The sequence below is a fragment of the Paracoccus salsus genome, from assembly GCF_021556615.1.
GTDB classification, from domain to species: Bacteria; Pseudomonadota; Alphaproteobacteria; order Rhodobacterales; family Rhodobacteraceae; genus Paracoccus; species Paracoccus salsus.
In genome coordinates this window covers 476206-491042 of sequence record NZ_JAKGGD010000003.1, presented here as the reverse complement: position 1 = coordinate 491042, position 14837 = coordinate 476206, and the positions used below count along the sequence as shown (strand labels likewise).

Here is a 14837-nt window from a genome sequence, read left to right as displayed (position 1 = left end):
GCGATCAGCGCAGCCTGAGTGTGGCCTTGTCGCCCGCACCCTTGCCCGAGGTGAAGGTCAGCCGGTCGCCGCTGCGTTCGACCAGCTGGCAGTCCAGCGGCCACTGGCGATCGCCCCATCCAAGCGTGCGGCAGAACCATCCTGAACGCCATTCCCAGCTGCCGCGAACCTCGCGTCCGAACGCGCGGCCTCCGATCCTGCCATCGGGCATGACTTGCAGCGAGATGCCCATCCGGGTCAGCTGGCGCTGCTCGACGAGGCTCAGAAAGTCGTCGCGGCTGGTCACGCGCTCTGCCTGGGCGGCTTGGGGAAGGGCAATCGCAGCCGCCAGGGCCAGCGCGGCCAGCGCGGTCGGTCCGGGGACCGTCGGGACGGAAACGGTTGGCGCGAGGACGGCACGGCGGGGCATGATGGCACCTCATGATGTGACTTGCCGACCAGACACGGGACATCGCAGAGAAAAGTTGCGCCGTCGCAGCCGCGCTTTCGCACGCTGCCTTCTTTTCACAGCGAGGGGAATCGCTTATCTGCGGCGGATGCAACACAATCCGCCCGACCTGCGCCCCGACCTTGCACGCGCCCGCATTCCCGCTGACAGCCAGGGCAACCGGCGCGACGGCCAGCCGACCATCGGCATGGTCAGCCTTGGCTGCCCCAAAGCGCTGGTGGACAGCGAGCGCATCCTGACCCGCCTGCGGGCCGAAGGCTATGCGATCAGCGGCGACTATCAGGGCGCGGATGCGGTCATCGTCAATACCTGCGGGTTCCTGGACAGCGCCAAGGCCGAGTCATTGCAGGCGATCGGCGAGGCGCTGCGGGAAAACGGCCGCGTGATCGTCACCGGGTGTCTGGGGGCCGAGCCCGAATACATCACCGGGGCGCATCCAAAGGTGCTGGCCGTCACCGGGCCGCATCAATACGAATCGGTGCTGGATGCCGTGCATGGCGCGGTACCGCCCAGCCCGGATCCGTTCATCGACCTGCTGCCGGCATCGGGCGTCAGCCTGACCCCACGCCACTACAGCTATCTCAAGATCTCCGAGGGCTGTAACCACAAATGCCGGTTCTGCATCATTCCCGACATGCGCGGGCGGCTTGTCAGCCGGCCCGCCCACGCGGTCATGCGCGAGGCCGAAAAGCTGGTCGAGGCCGGGGTCCGGGAACTGCTGGTCATATCGCAGGACACCAGCGCCTACGGGCTTGACCGCAAACATGCCGAGGAACGCGGTCACCGCGCCCACATCACCGATCTGGCACGCGATCTGGGCGGGCTTGGGGCGTGGGTGCGGCTGCATTATGTCTATCCCTATCCGCATGTCCGCGAGCTGATCCCGCTGATGGCGGACGGGCTGGTGCTGCCCTATCTGGACATTCCCTTCCAGCACGCCCACCCCGACGTGCTGCGCCGCATGGCCCGACCGGCGGCCGCGGCCAGGACCCTGGACGAGATCGCCGCCTGGCGCGCGATCTGCCCCGAGATCACCCTGCGCTCGACCTTCATCGTCGGCTATCCCGGCGAAACCGAGGCCGAATTCCAGACCCTGCTGGACTGGATGGACGAGGCGCAGCTGGATCGCGTGGGGGCATTCCAGTACGAGAACGTGCGCGGTGCGCGGGCCAACGATCTGCCCGATCATGTGCCGCCCGAGGTCAAGCAGGATCGCTACGACCGCTTCATGGAAAAGGCGCAATCCATTTCCGAGGCAAAGCTGGCGGCCAGGGTCGGCCAGCGGATCGAGGTGGTCGTGGATGAGGTCGACGCGCAGGGCGCCACCTGCCGCACCAGATCCGACGCCCCCGAGATCGACGGCAACCTGTTTGTCGACCAGGGCTTCGAGGCTCTGAAACCCGGCGATATCGTGACGGTCACGGTGGACGAGGCGGGCGAATACGATCTGTGGGGAAGGCTTTGAGCGGCGGCGCACCGGCGTGGGACCCCGACGGCAAGCCGCGCAAGCCGCGCATCATCGGGATCGGCGCCCAGAAGGCGGGCACAAGCTGGCTCAGCGAGATGCTTGCCCAGCATCCGAAGATCTGGACGCCCCCCTTCAAGGAAGTCCAGTTCTTCAACCACCGCTTCGTGCCGGAACATCGGCAATGGCTGCCGTGGCATTACCGCCGCAGCAAGGAAAACCTGATTCGGCGCCACATTGCCAAGGGGACGCCGATCTCGCCCGAAATGGCGACATATCTGGCGCAGATCACCACGGGCCGAATGTTCACCGAACGCTGGTATCGTGGCATCTTCGCGCCCGCGCCCGCCGGAACCTGGCCGATCGACATCACCCCGGAATACTCGACGCTGCCGGATGAGGGTGTCGATTTTGTCCGCGATTTCCTGCCACAGGCGCAATTCATCTATATCATCCGGCATCCCGTCGATCGTGCGATCTCGCAGCTCAAGATGAACCTCAAGCGCAGGGGGCACGTTCCCGCCAGCGTCGAGGAGTGGCTGGCCGAGGTCGAGGACCCGGTGCTGATGGATCGCGGCGACTATGCCGCCTATCTGCCGCGCTGGCAGGCGCGGTTCGGCCCCGACAGGCTGCTTGTCCTGCCCTTCGGCCGGATCGCGCGCGATCCCTCGGGCGTGATGCGGGATGTCGAGGCGTTCCTCAACCTTCCCGCCGCAGAGTATCAGGGCCTGAACAAGAAGGTTTTCGCCGCGCCCGGCGGGCTGTCCGTGCCCGCCGAGGCGCGCGCCGCGCTGCGCGCCAGGCTTGAGCCGCAGTTCGATTTCCTCGGCCGGGCCATGTCAGCCCAGTTCATGGCCGATCTGCGCTGACCTTTCACCGGCCCGTGCTTTCCCCTACATAGGCCTCAAAGATTTCAGGAGAATCCGATGGCGTCCTATCAGTTCGTGTATCACATGGACGGCGTGTCCAAGACCTATCCCGGCGGCAAGAAGGTCTTCGAGAACATCCGTCTGAACTTTCTGCCCGGCGTGAAGATCGGCGTCGTCGGCGTCAACGGTGCGGGCAAGTCCACGCTGCTGCGTGTGATGGCCGGCTGGGACAAGGATTTCAGCGGCGAGGCGTGGGCCGCCAAGGGCGCGACCGTCGGCTATCTGCCGCAGGAACCGCAGCTGGAGGAAAGCCTCAACGTGCGCGAGAACGTGATGCTGGGCGTCGCCGCCAAGCAGGCCAAGCTTGAACGCTACAACGAGCTGGCCATGAACTATTCCGACGAGACCGCCGAAGAGATGGCTGCCCTCCAGGACGAGATCGACGCCGAGAACCTGTGGGATCTGGACAGCCAGATCGATGTCGCGATGGAGGCTCTGCGCTGCCCGCCGGACGATGCGGATGTATCCAGCCTGTCGGGCGGTGAACGCCGCCGCGTCGCGCTGTGCAAGCTGCTGCTGGAAGCGCCCGACATGCTGCTTTTGGACGAACCGACCAACCATCTGGACGCGGAAACCATCGCCTGGCTGCAAAAGCACCTGATCGAATACAAGGGCACGATCCTGATCGTCACCCACGACCGCTATTTCCTGGACGACATCACCAGCTGGATCCTGGAACTGGATCGCGGCAAGGGCATCCCGTACGAGGGCAATTATTCCGCTTGGCTGGAACAGAAGGCCAAGCGGCTGCAACAGGAAGCCCGCGAGGACAAGTCCAAGCAGAAGACCCTGGAACGCGAACTGGAATGGATCCGCGCCGGCGCCAAGGCCCGGCAGGCCAAGCAGAAGGCCCGGATCAACGCCTATAACGAGCTGGCCGGCCAGTCCGAGCGCGAAAAGCTGTCACGCGCCCAGATCATCATCCCGAACGGCGAGCGCCTCGGGAACAAGGTGATCGAGGTCGAGGGGCTCAAGAAGGCCATGGGCGACAAGCTGTTGATCGAGGGTCTGGATTTCAGCCTGCCCCCCGGTGGCATCGTCGGCGTGATCGGTCCCAACGGCGCCGGCAAGTCGACGCTGTTCCGCATGCTGACCGGCCAGGAAAAGCCGGACGCGGGCGAGATCGTCTATGGCGACACGGTGCATCTCAGCTATGTCGATCAGTCCCGCGACGCGCTGGAAGCCGGCAAGACCGTGTGGGAGGAAATCTCGGGCGGGGCCGAGCAGATCGTGCTAGGCGACGCGCAGATGAACAGCCGCGCCTATTGCAGCGCGTTCAACTTCAAGGGCGGCGACCAGCAGAAGAAGGTCGGCCAGTTGTCGGGCGGGGAACGCAACCGCGTGCACATGGCCAAGCTGCTGAAGTCGGGCGGGAACGTCTTGCTTCTGGACGAACCGACCAACGACCTGGACGTGGAAACGCTGCAGGCGCTGGAAGCCGCGCTGGAAGATTTCGCCGGCTGCGCGGTCATCATCAGCCACGACCGCTTCTTTCTCGACCGCCTGTGCACCCATATCCTGGCCTTCGAAGGCGAAGCCCATGTCGAATGGTTCGAGGGCAACTTCGAGGCCTATGAAGAGGACAAGGTGCGCAGGCTGGGGCCGGATTCGATCGAGCCGAAGCGGGTGAAATACAAGAAGTTTACGCGCTGACCACAATCGGCAGCGCCGGATGGTTCGACTTCGCCGATCGTGCGCTGGAATCCTCGGGGTTCGCAGCTGCCTGGCATGCCGGTGATCGCGCAGCCCGGTTTCCGGCTGCCGCGATCAGGCGGTCTCATGGCGGCCCGGGACGGGCGACGGATTCGCCTCCGATCATCGGCAGGAAGTCCGCGTGGTGTGGGTTGAAGACCGCCACCACGTCGCTGCAAGTCATTGGCAACCCTTCCGAACAGCCCGAATTGAAGCTTTCGTCCCCGGCTTCGACACCGCCATCCGCCTCTATGCCGAAAGCGCCCGCGAAGCCGCCCTGGAACTGTGCGAATGTGGAACTGTCCCTCCAGACGCGGACACTCGGATAGCCGCGATCCATGCGGTCCGACAGATGTGAACGTCGTTCCTTGCGCCGACGATATGCGGGGCGAAGCGTATTCGGACCGGGGCCCGGCCTCGGAAAGACACGCGGATTGCCGGTTGGCAGCATGGTCTGCGCAAGTGCACGAATAGCGTCGCGTGATCGTTCACGCGTGATGGGCCTCGGGAATCCGCGCGCCGATGAGGCTGATGACGTCGGAGCCGCGCTTGATCTCCCGGCTCGCCCGGTCCGGTGGATTCGTGGACGCGATCTGGATCCAGTGCTCGCGCGAGCAATCCGTTCAGGCACGGATGTCATCGCGAGAGGCGTCCATGGGGGTGCCGAGCCTCGCCTGCCTGTCGCGCAGCGCCGCGGCCACAACCTTCGATCGGGCTTTGGCGGCTGCCTTGCTCTTCTGAGCGAAGATCATCTTCAGCATCGTGGCCCAGGCCGCACGCCGCTTGGCCGGGACGTGCGCGAGCGCGTGGCGCATCCAGTGGACGCGACAGCGCTGGCGGATGGCCTCGAATGCCCGCTGCGCGGCGGGACGCCGGCCCTTGTGGTGATCTGCAAGGGCCAGTTTCACGCCGCGGACGCCAGCGTCCTCGTTCGGCATGGCGGCATCCGACGTGATCCCGGCAAGGCGGACGGCAAGCAGCGTAACGGCGGGCTTCGCATGTCTCGACGATCTGGAAGAGGGCTTCAGAATCCCGACCGAAAGGCAAGTGAACCGCAAGCGACGCATGACCAAATGTCTTGATGGGATTTCGCAGTCCGCGCACGGCTTTCGGGGAACGGCCTCGCACCGTCGCCGCGGCCGGTGCCAGAGCGCGCAACGCGCCCTCGCGCACGCCAACCGGACCGCTGCCATGCTTGACAAGGCCCGGTTCGCGCCGTCGATTGGCCTGCCGCAATCAGGACATCACATGCTTGTCGCGCGCGCAGTTCGACTTGCGCGCCGGCGTGATCGTTGCAGGTTCCGATTGCAGCTGACCGTCGGTCGCCCGTGTGGCCGGTTGCTCAGGCGCGGTGATGGTCGGCGTCACCGTTTCGGCCTGCTGGGCCAGCGCCGGCATTGCCAGCAGTGCCGACAGTCCGACAGACACAAGAATGCGTGCGTGCATGATTGCTCCTCTGATCGTGGCTTCCGGATTGGTCCAGCATGCGACCGAATCACGGAATCTCCAAATGGAAACGGGCCGGCCGTCGGGGTCACAATGCCGCTGCAGCGGGCAGGCTGCCCACCGGAACGTGATGGCTTTCCGCCTGTATCACGACCTGCGAATATGTCACGATTCGCGCTCAGGTGACCGAAAGGATGATTCATGCCCACTCGCCGCAGGATTCTGGCCAGCGCGGCCGCACTGGGTGCAACTGCCGGAATGCCGGCCTTTGCACAGGGCGTGGACCGGCCCAACCCGATGCCCAAGGAGTTGCGCGATGCCCTGGAACGCAGCCCCAACGCACCGGTCCTCGGCAATCCGGACGGCGACATCACCCTGACCGAATTCTTCGACTACAACTGCCAGTTCTGCCGCAAGATGATCGGCACCATGCAGAAGCTGATCGCGTCGGACCCGCAATTGCGCGTGGTCTATCGGGAATGGCCCGTCTTTGGCGAGGGATCCGAATTCGCGGCGCGGGCGTCGCTGGCTTCGCTGGATCAGGGCAAGTACTGGCAGCTTCATGCCGCCCTGATGACCATGAAGGGCCGCGCCGTCGAGGCCACCGTGATCCGCGCCGCGCGCAAGGTCGGGCTGGACGAGGCGCGGCTGCGCAAGGACATGAACGCACCCCGCATCGACGAACATCTCGAGAGGTCCTTTGCCATGGCCGATCATATGGGCCTGATGGGTACGCCGACCTTCATCGCCGGCGACGAGGGTGTGTTCGGAGAGTTGTCGCTTGAAGAGTTGAAGGGCCTCGTGGCCCGCGCCCGCAAGACCCTGGGTTAGCGGACCTTGCCCTTCCAGCCGGGAGGGCGCCGCGCCACCCAGGCAAAGAAGCGCGCCAGGCCGGGATGCGCCTTCAACGCCTCGACGCTGGAATAGTGCCGCGCCAGCTCGGTCTCGCCAAGCGTCCGGTGGATGGTCGAATGGCAGACCTGATGCAGCAACACGGTCGGCCCACCCTTGCCACCGCGCAGCTTCGGCGTCAGATGATGACGGCTTTGCGGCACGCCCTCAGGGATCGGTCGGCCGCAAAGCGGGCAGGTGGGCGGCGTATGCTGGATCGTCTCGCGGTCGGATTTCATGTCTGGATTTTGTCTGCTAAAGCGGCAAATGGATGGGCCGATGGCGGCGCTGATCAGCATTGATATGGGAAACCACATGACCGACCTTCAAGCCAGCAGCTGGACGGCATCGGCAGACGATTACTTCTTCGTCCTCGGACGCGATCGAGGCGTTTCGCTGGAACGCCGTCCGGACTGGATTTTGAAACGCGCGCCCGGCGCAACGGTGCGGCAATATGTTTGCAGTGCGTATCCCCAGATCCGTTCGGTGCTGGAACAAAACATCGAGCATCGCTGGACCCGGATCAAGCCTGCGATTTTCGAGATCAATGCCGTTCCCGTGCGCGCGCGCGACGTCGTGTTTCGCGGCGGATCGGCGGAGGTGGGGGGCAAGTGCCTGCTCAACGGCGCCGCGGGCGATCGCGTCTACACGCGGTTTCTCAAGAACAATCGTGGCATGGAAAATTTCAGGCGCTCCAACCAGTTCTTCGCCCGCGCGCGCGAGGAAACGCGCCTCGACCTGCCCGAGGAAGGCAGCTTCCCAAAAGGGATGCGTGTCGCGATCGAGTGCCGAAACCGGCGCAATTTCTATCACTTCATGACCGAAGCTCTGCCGCAGCTTGTGCATTTCGATGATCGCAGCCCCTCGGAGATTGTTTTCCACTGTCGGAACAATGACCCTTCGGGCTTTGCCGGCAAGTTTATCGAGGCTTTTTTCCCCGACCTCGCGGGCTTGGTCGAGTTCACCGATCGACGTGCCAGCTATGATGATGTGTTGATTCCGTTCACCTTCAGACATATGATCTATTCGAATGGCGATCCGATGTTGACCCGGATGCTTGATGAGACCGGGGAGGACACGGCCTGGCAGGATATCGGCGCACATGTCCGTCGCCGCAAGTTTGCATTCAAGAACAGCTACGACGTTTCGATGCGATTGCTGCGGGAACGCGTTCTGTCGATGATAGATCCCAAACTGATAGCGGCCATGCCCAAGAAAATCTGGGTCAGTCGGGATAACCGTTCGGATGCCGTGAACTCGCGACAGATGTATGGCGAAGATGCGCTGGTGGCGCGTCTCAAGCGCGAAGGGTTCGAACAGATGCACTTCGAACACCTCACCCCGCATGAGCAGGTGGCGGCTGTTCACGCGGCCGATGTGATCGGCTCGTTTCATGGAGCGTTTTTCGGGCACTTGATGTTTGCCCGATCAGACGCGCATGTCATCGAAGTCGGGTCCGTCCAGACCCAGTTGCATCGCTGGGGTGACTTCCTGGGCAACGCGCATGTTGCAGGATGCCGTTACAGCAAGGTCTATGCTGATGTCGCCAGCAAAAATCCCGAAAAAATCCGTCCGATCGCTGATGGTCTGGTTGGCGTGCGCGTTGCGCCTGCCGCGATCGATTTCATTACAAGGCTGGCAACCGAAGGGCAGGTCTAGCCTTTTGACGCTTGCTCTGCCGGTTCGATCTTGCTTGTCACGAAATCATCGACCGGGTTCATCGGCTTGAAACGGATATCATGGCGTTCTTCCTGCCGGTGGATGTCCGCGTTTCTTTCCGCCGGGGTAAGATCTGTCCAAGGGACCGTCCCGTGAATCAGGCCTGCCGATTTCAGCTGCCCATACATCTTGCTCAGGCTGACCTCGCCGAAAGAGCTTCGGCTGGGCCTGTTGGTGTTGCCCGGCAGCCAGTCGTTCTCAAGCGCGTCGATGATGTGGCAGCTCATTCCCTTGAATTCGGTCAGTTGCCGCACGAACTGATCGCCGAACGCCATGCTGCGGCGCGTGACAATGCCGACATTCTGATCAGCGTGACCAACATACCCCACAAGATGCAGGGGCGAGCAGTCTACGGCAATGATCTGCCGAGCGGCCTTGTATTGCGCGAGTTGATCGATCTTCTTCTCTTTCTGCGGATGGTAGATCTCGTAGCCCTCGTCCCGCAGATAGGCTTCGAGCTTGGCCTCGCCCAGGATGCCACCTCGATCAGTCGGCAACTCTGACCGCGAGATATAGATTTTCGAGGCACCTTTGGCGGTGATGTTGCTCCCTGCGTGCCGGTTTACATACTGCCGGAACTTCCTGCTGCCGCCCGTCAGATCGCCAAGGCCGAACCCTTGTTTCGGAACGTAAAGCCGCGCGACCCGGACCGGTCCGGCGGGGCATGTGATCGGCAGATCGATCCCAAGTCCCTTGACCAGTTCATCATAGACCTCAAAGGGTCGCAGATTGTTCGCCATCTGGAACTTTGGAGTGAAGATCAGCCCGTCAAGTCGATCGCGGAGTTCGTCCAGGGCCCAGATTCTTGAGAGACTCTCGGTAATGAAATGCCCGAAATGCCCGTAGGAAATGCCGGCGAACATAAAGGTTCCGTCGAGCGCAGTGACCCTGCTCTCCTCTGGCAATTTTGGTTCCGAGTTGACCGGCTCGGATGTCGAAGACCAGCTTATCGAGTTTTCGACGAATTGCCCCGCCTGGTCCAAGACACCCGAAGGTTGCCATTTGCTCTTGGTCTTTTCATCCGGGGGAACGACCAACGCATTCTCAAGCAGAACCAGATCGTCGCTTTCGTCATCGATGTTCAGCATCGGTTTCCTTGCCGCAGGCCGTGTCTGCTGCTTCTAGGCTTGGCCAGACTGCACCGCAACCCGTCAATCCACCCATTCCCAAGGCCGCGTGTATTCGCCCAGCTTGTGGCCGACCGCCTCCTCGTCCACCTTCGCATCGCGGGACAGACGCGCCACCAGTCCGCGCTTCTTGTCCTCGACCACCTCGCGGACATGGGCGCCGGTCCCGGCCAGCGCGGCGTCGTAGATGCGGGTGATCGCCATGCGGCGCAGATCGGGCTTGAAGATCTTGCCGACCGCGGTCTTGGGCAGCTCGGGCAGGATCTCGATATGCTTGGGGATCGCGGCGCGTTCGTGGATATGGTCGCGCGCAAAGGCTGCCAGCTCCTCGGTCGTGACCTCGGCGCCCGCGACCAGTTCCACATAGACGCAGGGCAGTTCGCCCGCGAAGCTGTCGGGCTGACCGATCGCACCGGCAAAGGCGACGGCCGGATGGCCCAGCATCGCCTCTTCTATCTCGGCGGGGTCGATGTTGTGGCCGCCCCGGATGATCAGGTCCTTGGCCCTGCCGGTGATCCACAGATAGCCTTCCGGGTCCAGACGGCCCAGATCGCCGGTCCGAAGATAGACATCGTCGGTGAAAAGGCGGTGATTCTTGTCGGCCTCGGTATAGGTCGAGCCGGGAAAGACCCCGGGGCTGGCCACGCAGATCTCGCCAATCTCGTCGGTGCCGCATTCGTGCACGTGACCGGCATCGTCATGCTTGAGGATGCGGACATCGGTGTGCGGCAACGGTATCCCGACCGAGCCGACCTTCTTCAGCCCGGTGACGGGGTTGCAGCTGACCAGGCAGGTGGCCTCTGTCAGGCCATAGCCCTCGGCGATCTCGACGCCGGTCGCGGCCTTGAAGCGGTTGTAAAGCTCGATCGGCAGCGGAGCCGAGCCCGAGATCGCGGTCTTGAGCGAGCGGACATCCGCGTTCACCGGTCGCTGCATCAGGGCCGCGATGGCGGTCGGCACCGTGATCAGGAAGGTGCATTGCCAGCGTTCGATCAGCTTCCAGAAATTGTCGAACACGCCCTCGCCGCGATATCCGGCCGGCGTCGGCATCACGACATGCGCCCCCGACGCGATGCACGACATCAGCACGGGATAGGCCGCAAAGACGTGAAACATCGGCAGCGGACACATCAGCACATCGGTCTCGTCAAACAGCAGGGTTCCGCCAAGCCAGCCGTTGTAGATCATCCCCGAGACCTTGTGCTGCGCCACCTTGGGCGTGCCGGTGGTGCCGCCGGTGTGGAAATAGGCGCCGACGCGATCCTCCTGCGGGTCGTCGAATGCCAGGCGGGTGTGGCTCTGCGCACTCGCGGCGGCTTCGAAATCCACAATCTCGGCGTGGTGCCGGGTCTTCACCTTCGGACGCAGCAGCGGGATCAGCAGGCTCTTCAAGCCACGAAGATGGCGCTTGAGGTCGATCTCGACCACATGGGTGACATCGGGGGCCTGCGCGACGGCGGCGGCGGCCTTCTGTGCCACATCCGACCTGGGAAACGCCTTCAGCGTGACAAGCACCCTGGCCTTCGTCTCGCGCAGGATCCCGGCGATATGCTCGGCATCCAGCAGCGGGTTGATCGGGTTGACGATCCCGGCCGTGGCGCCGGCAAGCAGCACGACCGGGGTCTCGAGGCTGTTGGGCAGCAGATAGGCGACCGTATCGTTCGGGCCGATGCCCAGGCTGCGAAACAGGTTCGCTGTTTCGGTGACCCGTTCGCGCAGGTCACGCCAGCTTAGCGTGGTGGCGTGGTCGTTCGGCCCGGCGAGAAGCTGAAAGCTGATCGCTGGCCGGTCGGGGAACCGGTCGGCCGTGGCGCTGAGAAAGCCGTAAACGGTCCGCGGCAGGTTGCGCTGCTCGTATGGCATTTCCTCGTGAACGCGATTGCGGTCGTCATAGCTGCTGAAACGGCCCATTCTTCCTCCCTGCGAGCCCTTCCCGAAGCCCGCCTCTACAATCCCATAATGCGATCAAGGCAGGAGGCGGGGCAAGGGGCCAGCCCGCCCCCCGCCCCGAAACGCGGCGTCAGATCGGCGGGTCAGTCCTGCCGGGGAATCCGCAGCATCTGGCCGGGATAGATCTTGTCGGGGTCGCTCAGCATCGGGCGGTTCGCCTCGAAGATCGCGTGATACTTGTTCGCGCTGCCCAGATGCTGCTGGGCGATGGCCGACAGAGTTTCGCCTTTCTGCACCTCATGGAAGACTGGCGGCTGGGCGTCGGCTTGCGTGGGCAGGTCTGCCTCGACCTTTGCAATGCCCTCGATATTGCCAACGGCCAGGATCAGCTTCTCCATCGTGTCGGAATCGGCGCCGCGCGAGTCGACCTTCACCGTGTCCCCCTTGAGCGTCAGATGAACGTCGCCGCTGTCAAGATTCAACGTCCTGAGTTCGGCCTTCAGGGCGTCGACCTTGCGTTGCATGTCGTCGCCTTGCTCCCCGTCCATGTCGGGCTTGTCCTTGACCGGTGCCGAAGGCGTTGCCGCGTCGGCATCGCCGAAGATGGACTTGCCCGCGTCCTTCACGAAATCCCAGATTGCCATGGCCTGTTCCTTTGCTGCCTTGCTGCGGGACAGGGACGCAGAATGTGCCGGATTGGTCAAGATTGCGGGCGGCGAAGCCCCGCCGATCGCTAAACTGTTTGACAACCTTCGATTGAGTCGAGCCACCAGCTTGGCTAGCGTCCACGGCACCAGAGGATTTTCAGGACACGGGAATGAGGATTTCGCACCATCTTCTCGCGACGCTCGCATGCTGCGCCGTGCTGGGCGCATGCGCCGACCAGGGCAGCGGTATCGAGCCGCGCGACCCCCATGACGTTCAGGCCACGGCACCCGGAAAGGCCGCCTGCCTGAAGACCAGCCCGCCGCAGAACTCGGTCGGCGCGCAGGCCACGAACGCGGCACGCAGCCGTGCCGGGCTGGCCCCGGTCCGGGCCAACATGCTGCTGGCCGAGGTCGCCGCCCAACACGCCTGCGACATGGCAACCCGTGGCGTGATGACCCATCGTGGCAGCAAGACCAAAGGCCCGGGACCCAGGGTGAAGGCGCGCGGCTATGCGCCGATGCTGACGGCCGAGAATATCGCCGCCGGGCCCTTCGACCTGTCGCGCGTGCTGTCCGAATGGAATGCCTCGCAGGGGCATCGCGACAATATCATGATCCCGCAGGTGCGCGATTACGGCATCGGGCAGGCGATCGGATCGGACGGCCGAACCCGGTTCTGGGCAGCCATCTACGCGGCGCCGAGATAGCGTCTCACGCGGTCAGGTTCGCAGCGGCTTCGTCTGGCTCGATATCGGCCGCGCCATCGGTGAACTGCATCCGCGCCAGCCGTGCATACAGCCCGCCCTGAGCAACAAGGTCGGCATGGCTGCCCTCGGCGACGATGCGCCCGTGATCGAACACGACGATCCGGTCCGCTTTCTTCACCGTTGCAAGCCGGTGCGCGATCACGAGGGTCGTGCGGCCTTCCGAGAGCCGGCTGACGGCGGCCTGGACCAGCGATTCGGATTCCGCGTCCAGCGCGCTTGTCGCCTCGTCCAGCAACAGCACGGGGGCATCGCGCAGGATCGCGCGGGCGATGGCGACGCGCTGGCGCTGGCCGCCCGACAGCATCACGCCCCGCTCTCCCAGGGGCGTGTCATAGCCTTGCGGCAGCGCGGCGATGAAATCATGGGCGTGGGCCGCGCGGGCGGCGTCCTCGACCTCGGCGTCCGGGGCGTCGGGGCGGCCCAGCCGGATATTCTCGCGCGCCGTCGCGGCGAAGATCACCGGGTCCTGTGGCACCAGCGCCATCGCCTGACGGAAATCGTCCCGGCGCATGTCGCGCAAATCGATCCCGTCCAGCATCACCCGGCCGGATGCCGGATCCCAGAACCGCTGGATAAGCTGGATGATGGTCGTCTTGCCGGCGCCCGACGGACCGACAAGCGCCACGGTTTCGCCCGGCTTGATGGTCAGGTCGACGGCGTCAAGCGCCGACACATCCGGGCGCGAGGGATAGTGAAAGTTGACGCCTTGCAACGCGATCTCGCCGCGCACCGGGCGCGGCAGCGCGACCGGCGTGGCCGGGTCGGTCAGGGCGTCGCGCGCGGTCAGCAGTTCCGCAAGTCGTTCCGTCGCGCCCGCGGCGCGCTGCAACTCGCTCCAGATCTCGGACAGGGCACCGGTGGAACCGGCGACGAGGATCGCATAGATCACGAACTGAACCAGCTGACCCGCCGTCATCGCCCCTTCGCGAACGTCGCGCGCGCCCATCCACAAGACGCCGATCACACCGGCGAAGATCAGGAAGATCACGATCGCGGTCATCAGCGCGCGCGTGCCGACACGGGTCAGGGCGACATCATAGGATTGCTCGGTCACGTCGTCGAAGCGGGCGATGCTGCGCGCCTCGTGCGTGTAGGCCTGCACCGTCTGTGCCGACAGCAAATTCTCGGATGCGGCCCCGGAGGAGGCTGCGATCCAGTCCTGGTTGGCGCGCGACAGGGTCCGCAGCCGCCGCCCCAGCACGATGATGGGGATCAGGATCGCCGGCACGATCAGCAGCACCAGGCCCATCAGCTTCAGCGAGGTGAACGCCAGCATCGCCATGCCGCCGGCAAGAATCAGCATGTTGCGCAGCGCAATCGACAGGGACGAGCCGATCACCGACTGGATCAGCGTCGTGTCCGTGGTGATGCGCGACAGGATCTCGCCGGTCATCACGCGCTCGAAAAAGGCGGGGCTCAGCGTGATGACGCGGGCGAAGACCGCCTTGCGGATATCGGCCACCACGCGCTCGCCCAGGCGGGTCACGAAGTAATACCGGGCCGCGGTTCCCAGCGCCAGCAGGGCCACGATCAGCAACGCGGCGCCGAAATACCTGTCCAGCAAGCCGGCGCCGTCGTCGAAATTGTCCACCACGCGCCGGACAGCCAGCGGCAGGATCAGGCTGATGCCGGATGTGATGACGAGGGCCGTGAAGGCCAGTGCGACCTGCCAGCGATACGGTCGCACGAATGGCCACAACGCGCGCAGCGCGCCCACGCGCTTGCTGGTGGGCCGATCTTCAAGGATCCTCGTGCCGCGTGCCATATCTGCCTGTTGTCTAATGCTTCCGCGCTTCGGGTTTAGGCGCTTGGCCAG

Annotated in this window: 14 protein-coding genes and 1 pseudogene; 6 read left to right on the top strand and 9 right to left on the bottom strand. The window is 64.2% G+C overall.

Annotation, left to right across the window (positions count from 1 at the left end):
* Positions 1 to 4 precede the first annotated feature (4 nt).
* Positions 5 to 409 (bottom strand): dihydrodipicolinate reductase, encoded by a 405-nt coding sequence (locus L1965_RS09010; protein ID WP_235756071.1) that lies wholly within the window; start codon positions 407 to 409, stop codon positions 5 to 7.
* A gap of 127 nt (positions 410 to 536) precedes the next feature.
* On the opposite strand from L1965_RS09010, the gene rimO reads away from it, so the two are divergent.
* The 3 genes from rimO to ettA are packed head-to-tail and all read left to right on the top strand — an operon-like array spanning position 537 to position 4495.
* Complete coding sequence (gene rimO, locus L1965_RS09005) at positions 537 to 1913, top strand: 30S ribosomal protein S12 methylthiotransferase RimO (RefSeq protein WP_235756070.1); 1377 nt, start codon at positions 537 to 539, stop codon at positions 1911 to 1913.
* Positions 1910 to 2782, top strand: a complete 873-nt coding sequence (locus tag L1965_RS09000) for a sulfotransferase family protein (protein ID WP_235756069.1) — start codon at positions 1910 to 1912, stop codon at positions 2780 to 2782. Before rimO ends, L1965_RS09000 begins: the two co-directional genes overlap by 4 nt.
* A gap of 57 nt (positions 2783 to 2839) precedes the next feature.
* Positions 2840 to 4495 (top strand): energy-dependent translational throttle protein EttA, encoded by a 1656-nt coding sequence (gene ettA, locus L1965_RS08995; protein WP_235756068.1) that lies wholly within the window; start codon positions 2840 to 2842, stop codon positions 4493 to 4495.
* A 124-nt stretch (positions 4496 to 4619) separates the two neighbouring features.
* Here ettA and L1965_RS08990 read toward each other — a convergent pair whose 3' ends face one another.
* From L1965_RS08990 to L1965_RS08980, 3 genes and pseudogenes are all read right to left on the bottom strand, one after another.
* Complete coding sequence (locus tag L1965_RS08990) at positions 4620 to 4874, bottom strand: hypothetical protein (protein ID WP_235756067.1); 255 nt, start codon at positions 4872 to 4874, stop codon at positions 4620 to 4622.
* Between the two features lie 283 nt (positions 4875 to 5157).
* Positions 5158 to 5460, bottom strand: a pseudogene (locus L1965_RS08985) (transposase); the annotation flags it as partial.
* Between the two features lie 310 nt (positions 5461 to 5770).
* The gene (locus L1965_RS08980; RefSeq protein WP_235756065.1) at positions 5771 to 5980 is read right to left on the bottom strand and encodes a hypothetical protein; all 210 of its coding nucleotides are present in this window, start codon (positions 5978 to 5980) and stop codon (positions 5771 to 5773) included.
* 201 nt (positions 5981 to 6181) lie between these two features.
* On the opposite strand from L1965_RS08980, the gene L1965_RS08975 reads away from it, so the two are divergent.
* Positions 6182 to 6811 carry a DsbA family protein gene (locus L1965_RS08975; RefSeq protein ID WP_235756064.1) on the top strand — a complete coding sequence of 210 codons (630 nt, stop codon included), beginning with the start codon at positions 6182 to 6184 and terminating at the stop codon, positions 6809 to 6811.
* On the opposite strand, the gene L1965_RS08970 is transcribed toward L1965_RS08975, so the two are convergent.
* The gene (locus L1965_RS08970; RefSeq protein WP_235756063.1) at positions 6808 to 7110 is read right to left on the bottom strand and encodes an HNH endonuclease family protein; all 303 of its coding nucleotides are present in this window, start codon (positions 7108 to 7110) and stop codon (positions 6808 to 6810) included. The two genes, L1965_RS08975 and L1965_RS08970, sit on opposite strands and share 4 nt — an antisense overlap.
* Positions 7111 to 7150: 40 nt before the next feature.
* Here L1965_RS08970 and L1965_RS08965 point away from each other — a divergent pair, with 40 nt between their 5' ends.
* On the top strand, positions 7151 to 8530 hold the full coding sequence (locus L1965_RS08965) for a glycosyltransferase 61 family protein (protein WP_235756062.1): 1380 nt from the start codon (positions 7151 to 7153) through the stop codon (positions 8528 to 8530).
* Here the strand turns inward: L1965_RS08965 and L1965_RS08960 are convergent.
* The 3 genes from L1965_RS08960 to lysM form a co-directional block, all read right to left on the bottom strand.
* On the bottom strand, positions 8527 to 9678 hold the full coding sequence (locus L1965_RS08960; RefSeq protein WP_235756061.1) for a glycosyltransferase 61 family protein: 1152 nt from the start codon (positions 9676 to 9678) through the stop codon (positions 8527 to 8529). The two genes, L1965_RS08965 and L1965_RS08960, sit on opposite strands and share 4 nt — an antisense overlap.
* A 63-nt stretch (positions 9679 to 9741) precedes the next feature.
* The gene (locus tag L1965_RS08955) at positions 9742 to 11628 is read right to left on the bottom strand and encodes an acyl-CoA synthetase (RefSeq protein WP_277882952.1); all 1887 of its coding nucleotides are present in this window, start codon (positions 11626 to 11628) and stop codon (positions 9742 to 9744) included.
* 122 nt (positions 11629 to 11750) lie between these two features.
* On the bottom strand, positions 11751 to 12251 hold the full coding sequence (gene lysM / locus L1965_RS08950) for a peptidoglycan-binding protein LysM (RefSeq protein ID WP_235756060.1): 501 nt from the start codon (positions 12249 to 12251) through the stop codon (positions 11751 to 11753).
* 173 nt (positions 12252 to 12424) lie between these two features.
* On the opposite strand from lysM, the gene L1965_RS08945 reads away from it, so the two are divergent.
* The gene (locus L1965_RS08945; RefSeq protein WP_235756059.1) at positions 12425 to 12961 is read left to right on the top strand and encodes a CAP domain-containing protein; all 537 of its coding nucleotides are present in this window, start codon (positions 12425 to 12427) and stop codon (positions 12959 to 12961) included.
* A gap of 4 nt (positions 12962 to 12965) precedes the next feature.
* Here L1965_RS08945 and L1965_RS08940 read toward each other — a convergent pair whose 3' ends face one another.
* Positions 12966 to 14786, bottom strand: coding sequence for an ABC transporter transmembrane domain-containing protein (locus L1965_RS08940; RefSeq protein ID WP_235756058.1), 1821 nt, complete (start codon positions 14784 to 14786; stop codon positions 12966 to 12968).
* Positions 14787 to 14837 lie beyond the last annotated feature (51 nt).

What these genes read in the sequence shown, in the direction of transcription:
- L1965_RS09010 (WP_235756071.1), bottom strand. Translation starts at nt 409, where the DNA reads ATGCCCCGCCGTGCCGTCCTCGCGCCAACCGTTTCCGTCCCGACGGTC.
- rimO (WP_235756070.1), top strand. Translation starts at nt 537, where the DNA reads ATGCAACACAATCCGCCCGACCTGCGCCCCGACCTTGCACGCGCCCGC.
- ettA (WP_235756068.1), top strand. Translation starts at nt 2,840, where the DNA reads ATGGCGTCCTATCAGTTCGTGTATCACATGGACGGCGTGTCCAAGACC.
- L1965_RS08990 (WP_235756067.1), bottom strand. Translation starts at nt 4,874, where the DNA reads ATGGATCGCGGCTATCCGAGTGTCCGCGTCTGGAGGGACAGTTCCACA.
- L1965_RS08980 (WP_235756065.1), bottom strand. Translation starts at nt 5,980, where the DNA reads ATGCACGCACGCATTCTTGTGTCTGTCGGACTGTCGGCACTGCTGGCA.
- L1965_RS08975 (WP_235756064.1), top strand. Translation starts at nt 6,182, where the DNA reads ATGCCCACTCGCCGCAGGATTCTGGCCAGCGCGGCCGCACTGGGTGCA.
- L1965_RS08970 (WP_235756063.1), bottom strand. Translation starts at nt 7,110, where the DNA reads ATGAAATCCGACCGCGAGACGATCCAGCATACGCCGCCCACCTGCCCG.
- L1965_RS08965 (WP_235756062.1), top strand. Translation starts at nt 7,151, where the DNA reads ATGGCGGCGCTGATCAGCATTGATATGGGAAACCACATGACCGACCTT.
- L1965_RS08960 (WP_235756061.1), bottom strand. Translation starts at nt 9,678, where the DNA reads ATGCTGAACATCGATGACGAAAGCGACGATCTGGTTCTGCTTGAGAAT.
- L1965_RS08955 (WP_277882952.1), bottom strand. Translation starts at nt 11,628, where the DNA reads ATGGGCCGTTTCAGCAGCTATGACGACCGCAATCGCGTTCACGAGGAA.
- lysM (WP_235756060.1), bottom strand. Translation starts at nt 12,251, where the DNA reads ATGGCAATCTGGGATTTCGTGAAGGACGCGGGCAAGTCCATCTTCGGC.
- L1965_RS08945 (WP_235756059.1), top strand. Translation starts at nt 12,425, where the DNA reads ATGAGGATTTCGCACCATCTTCTCGCGACGCTCGCATGCTGCGCCGTG.
- L1965_RS08940 (WP_235756058.1), bottom strand. Translation starts at nt 14,786, where the DNA reads ATGGCACGCGGCACGAGGATCCTTGAAGATCGGCCCACCAGCAAGCGC.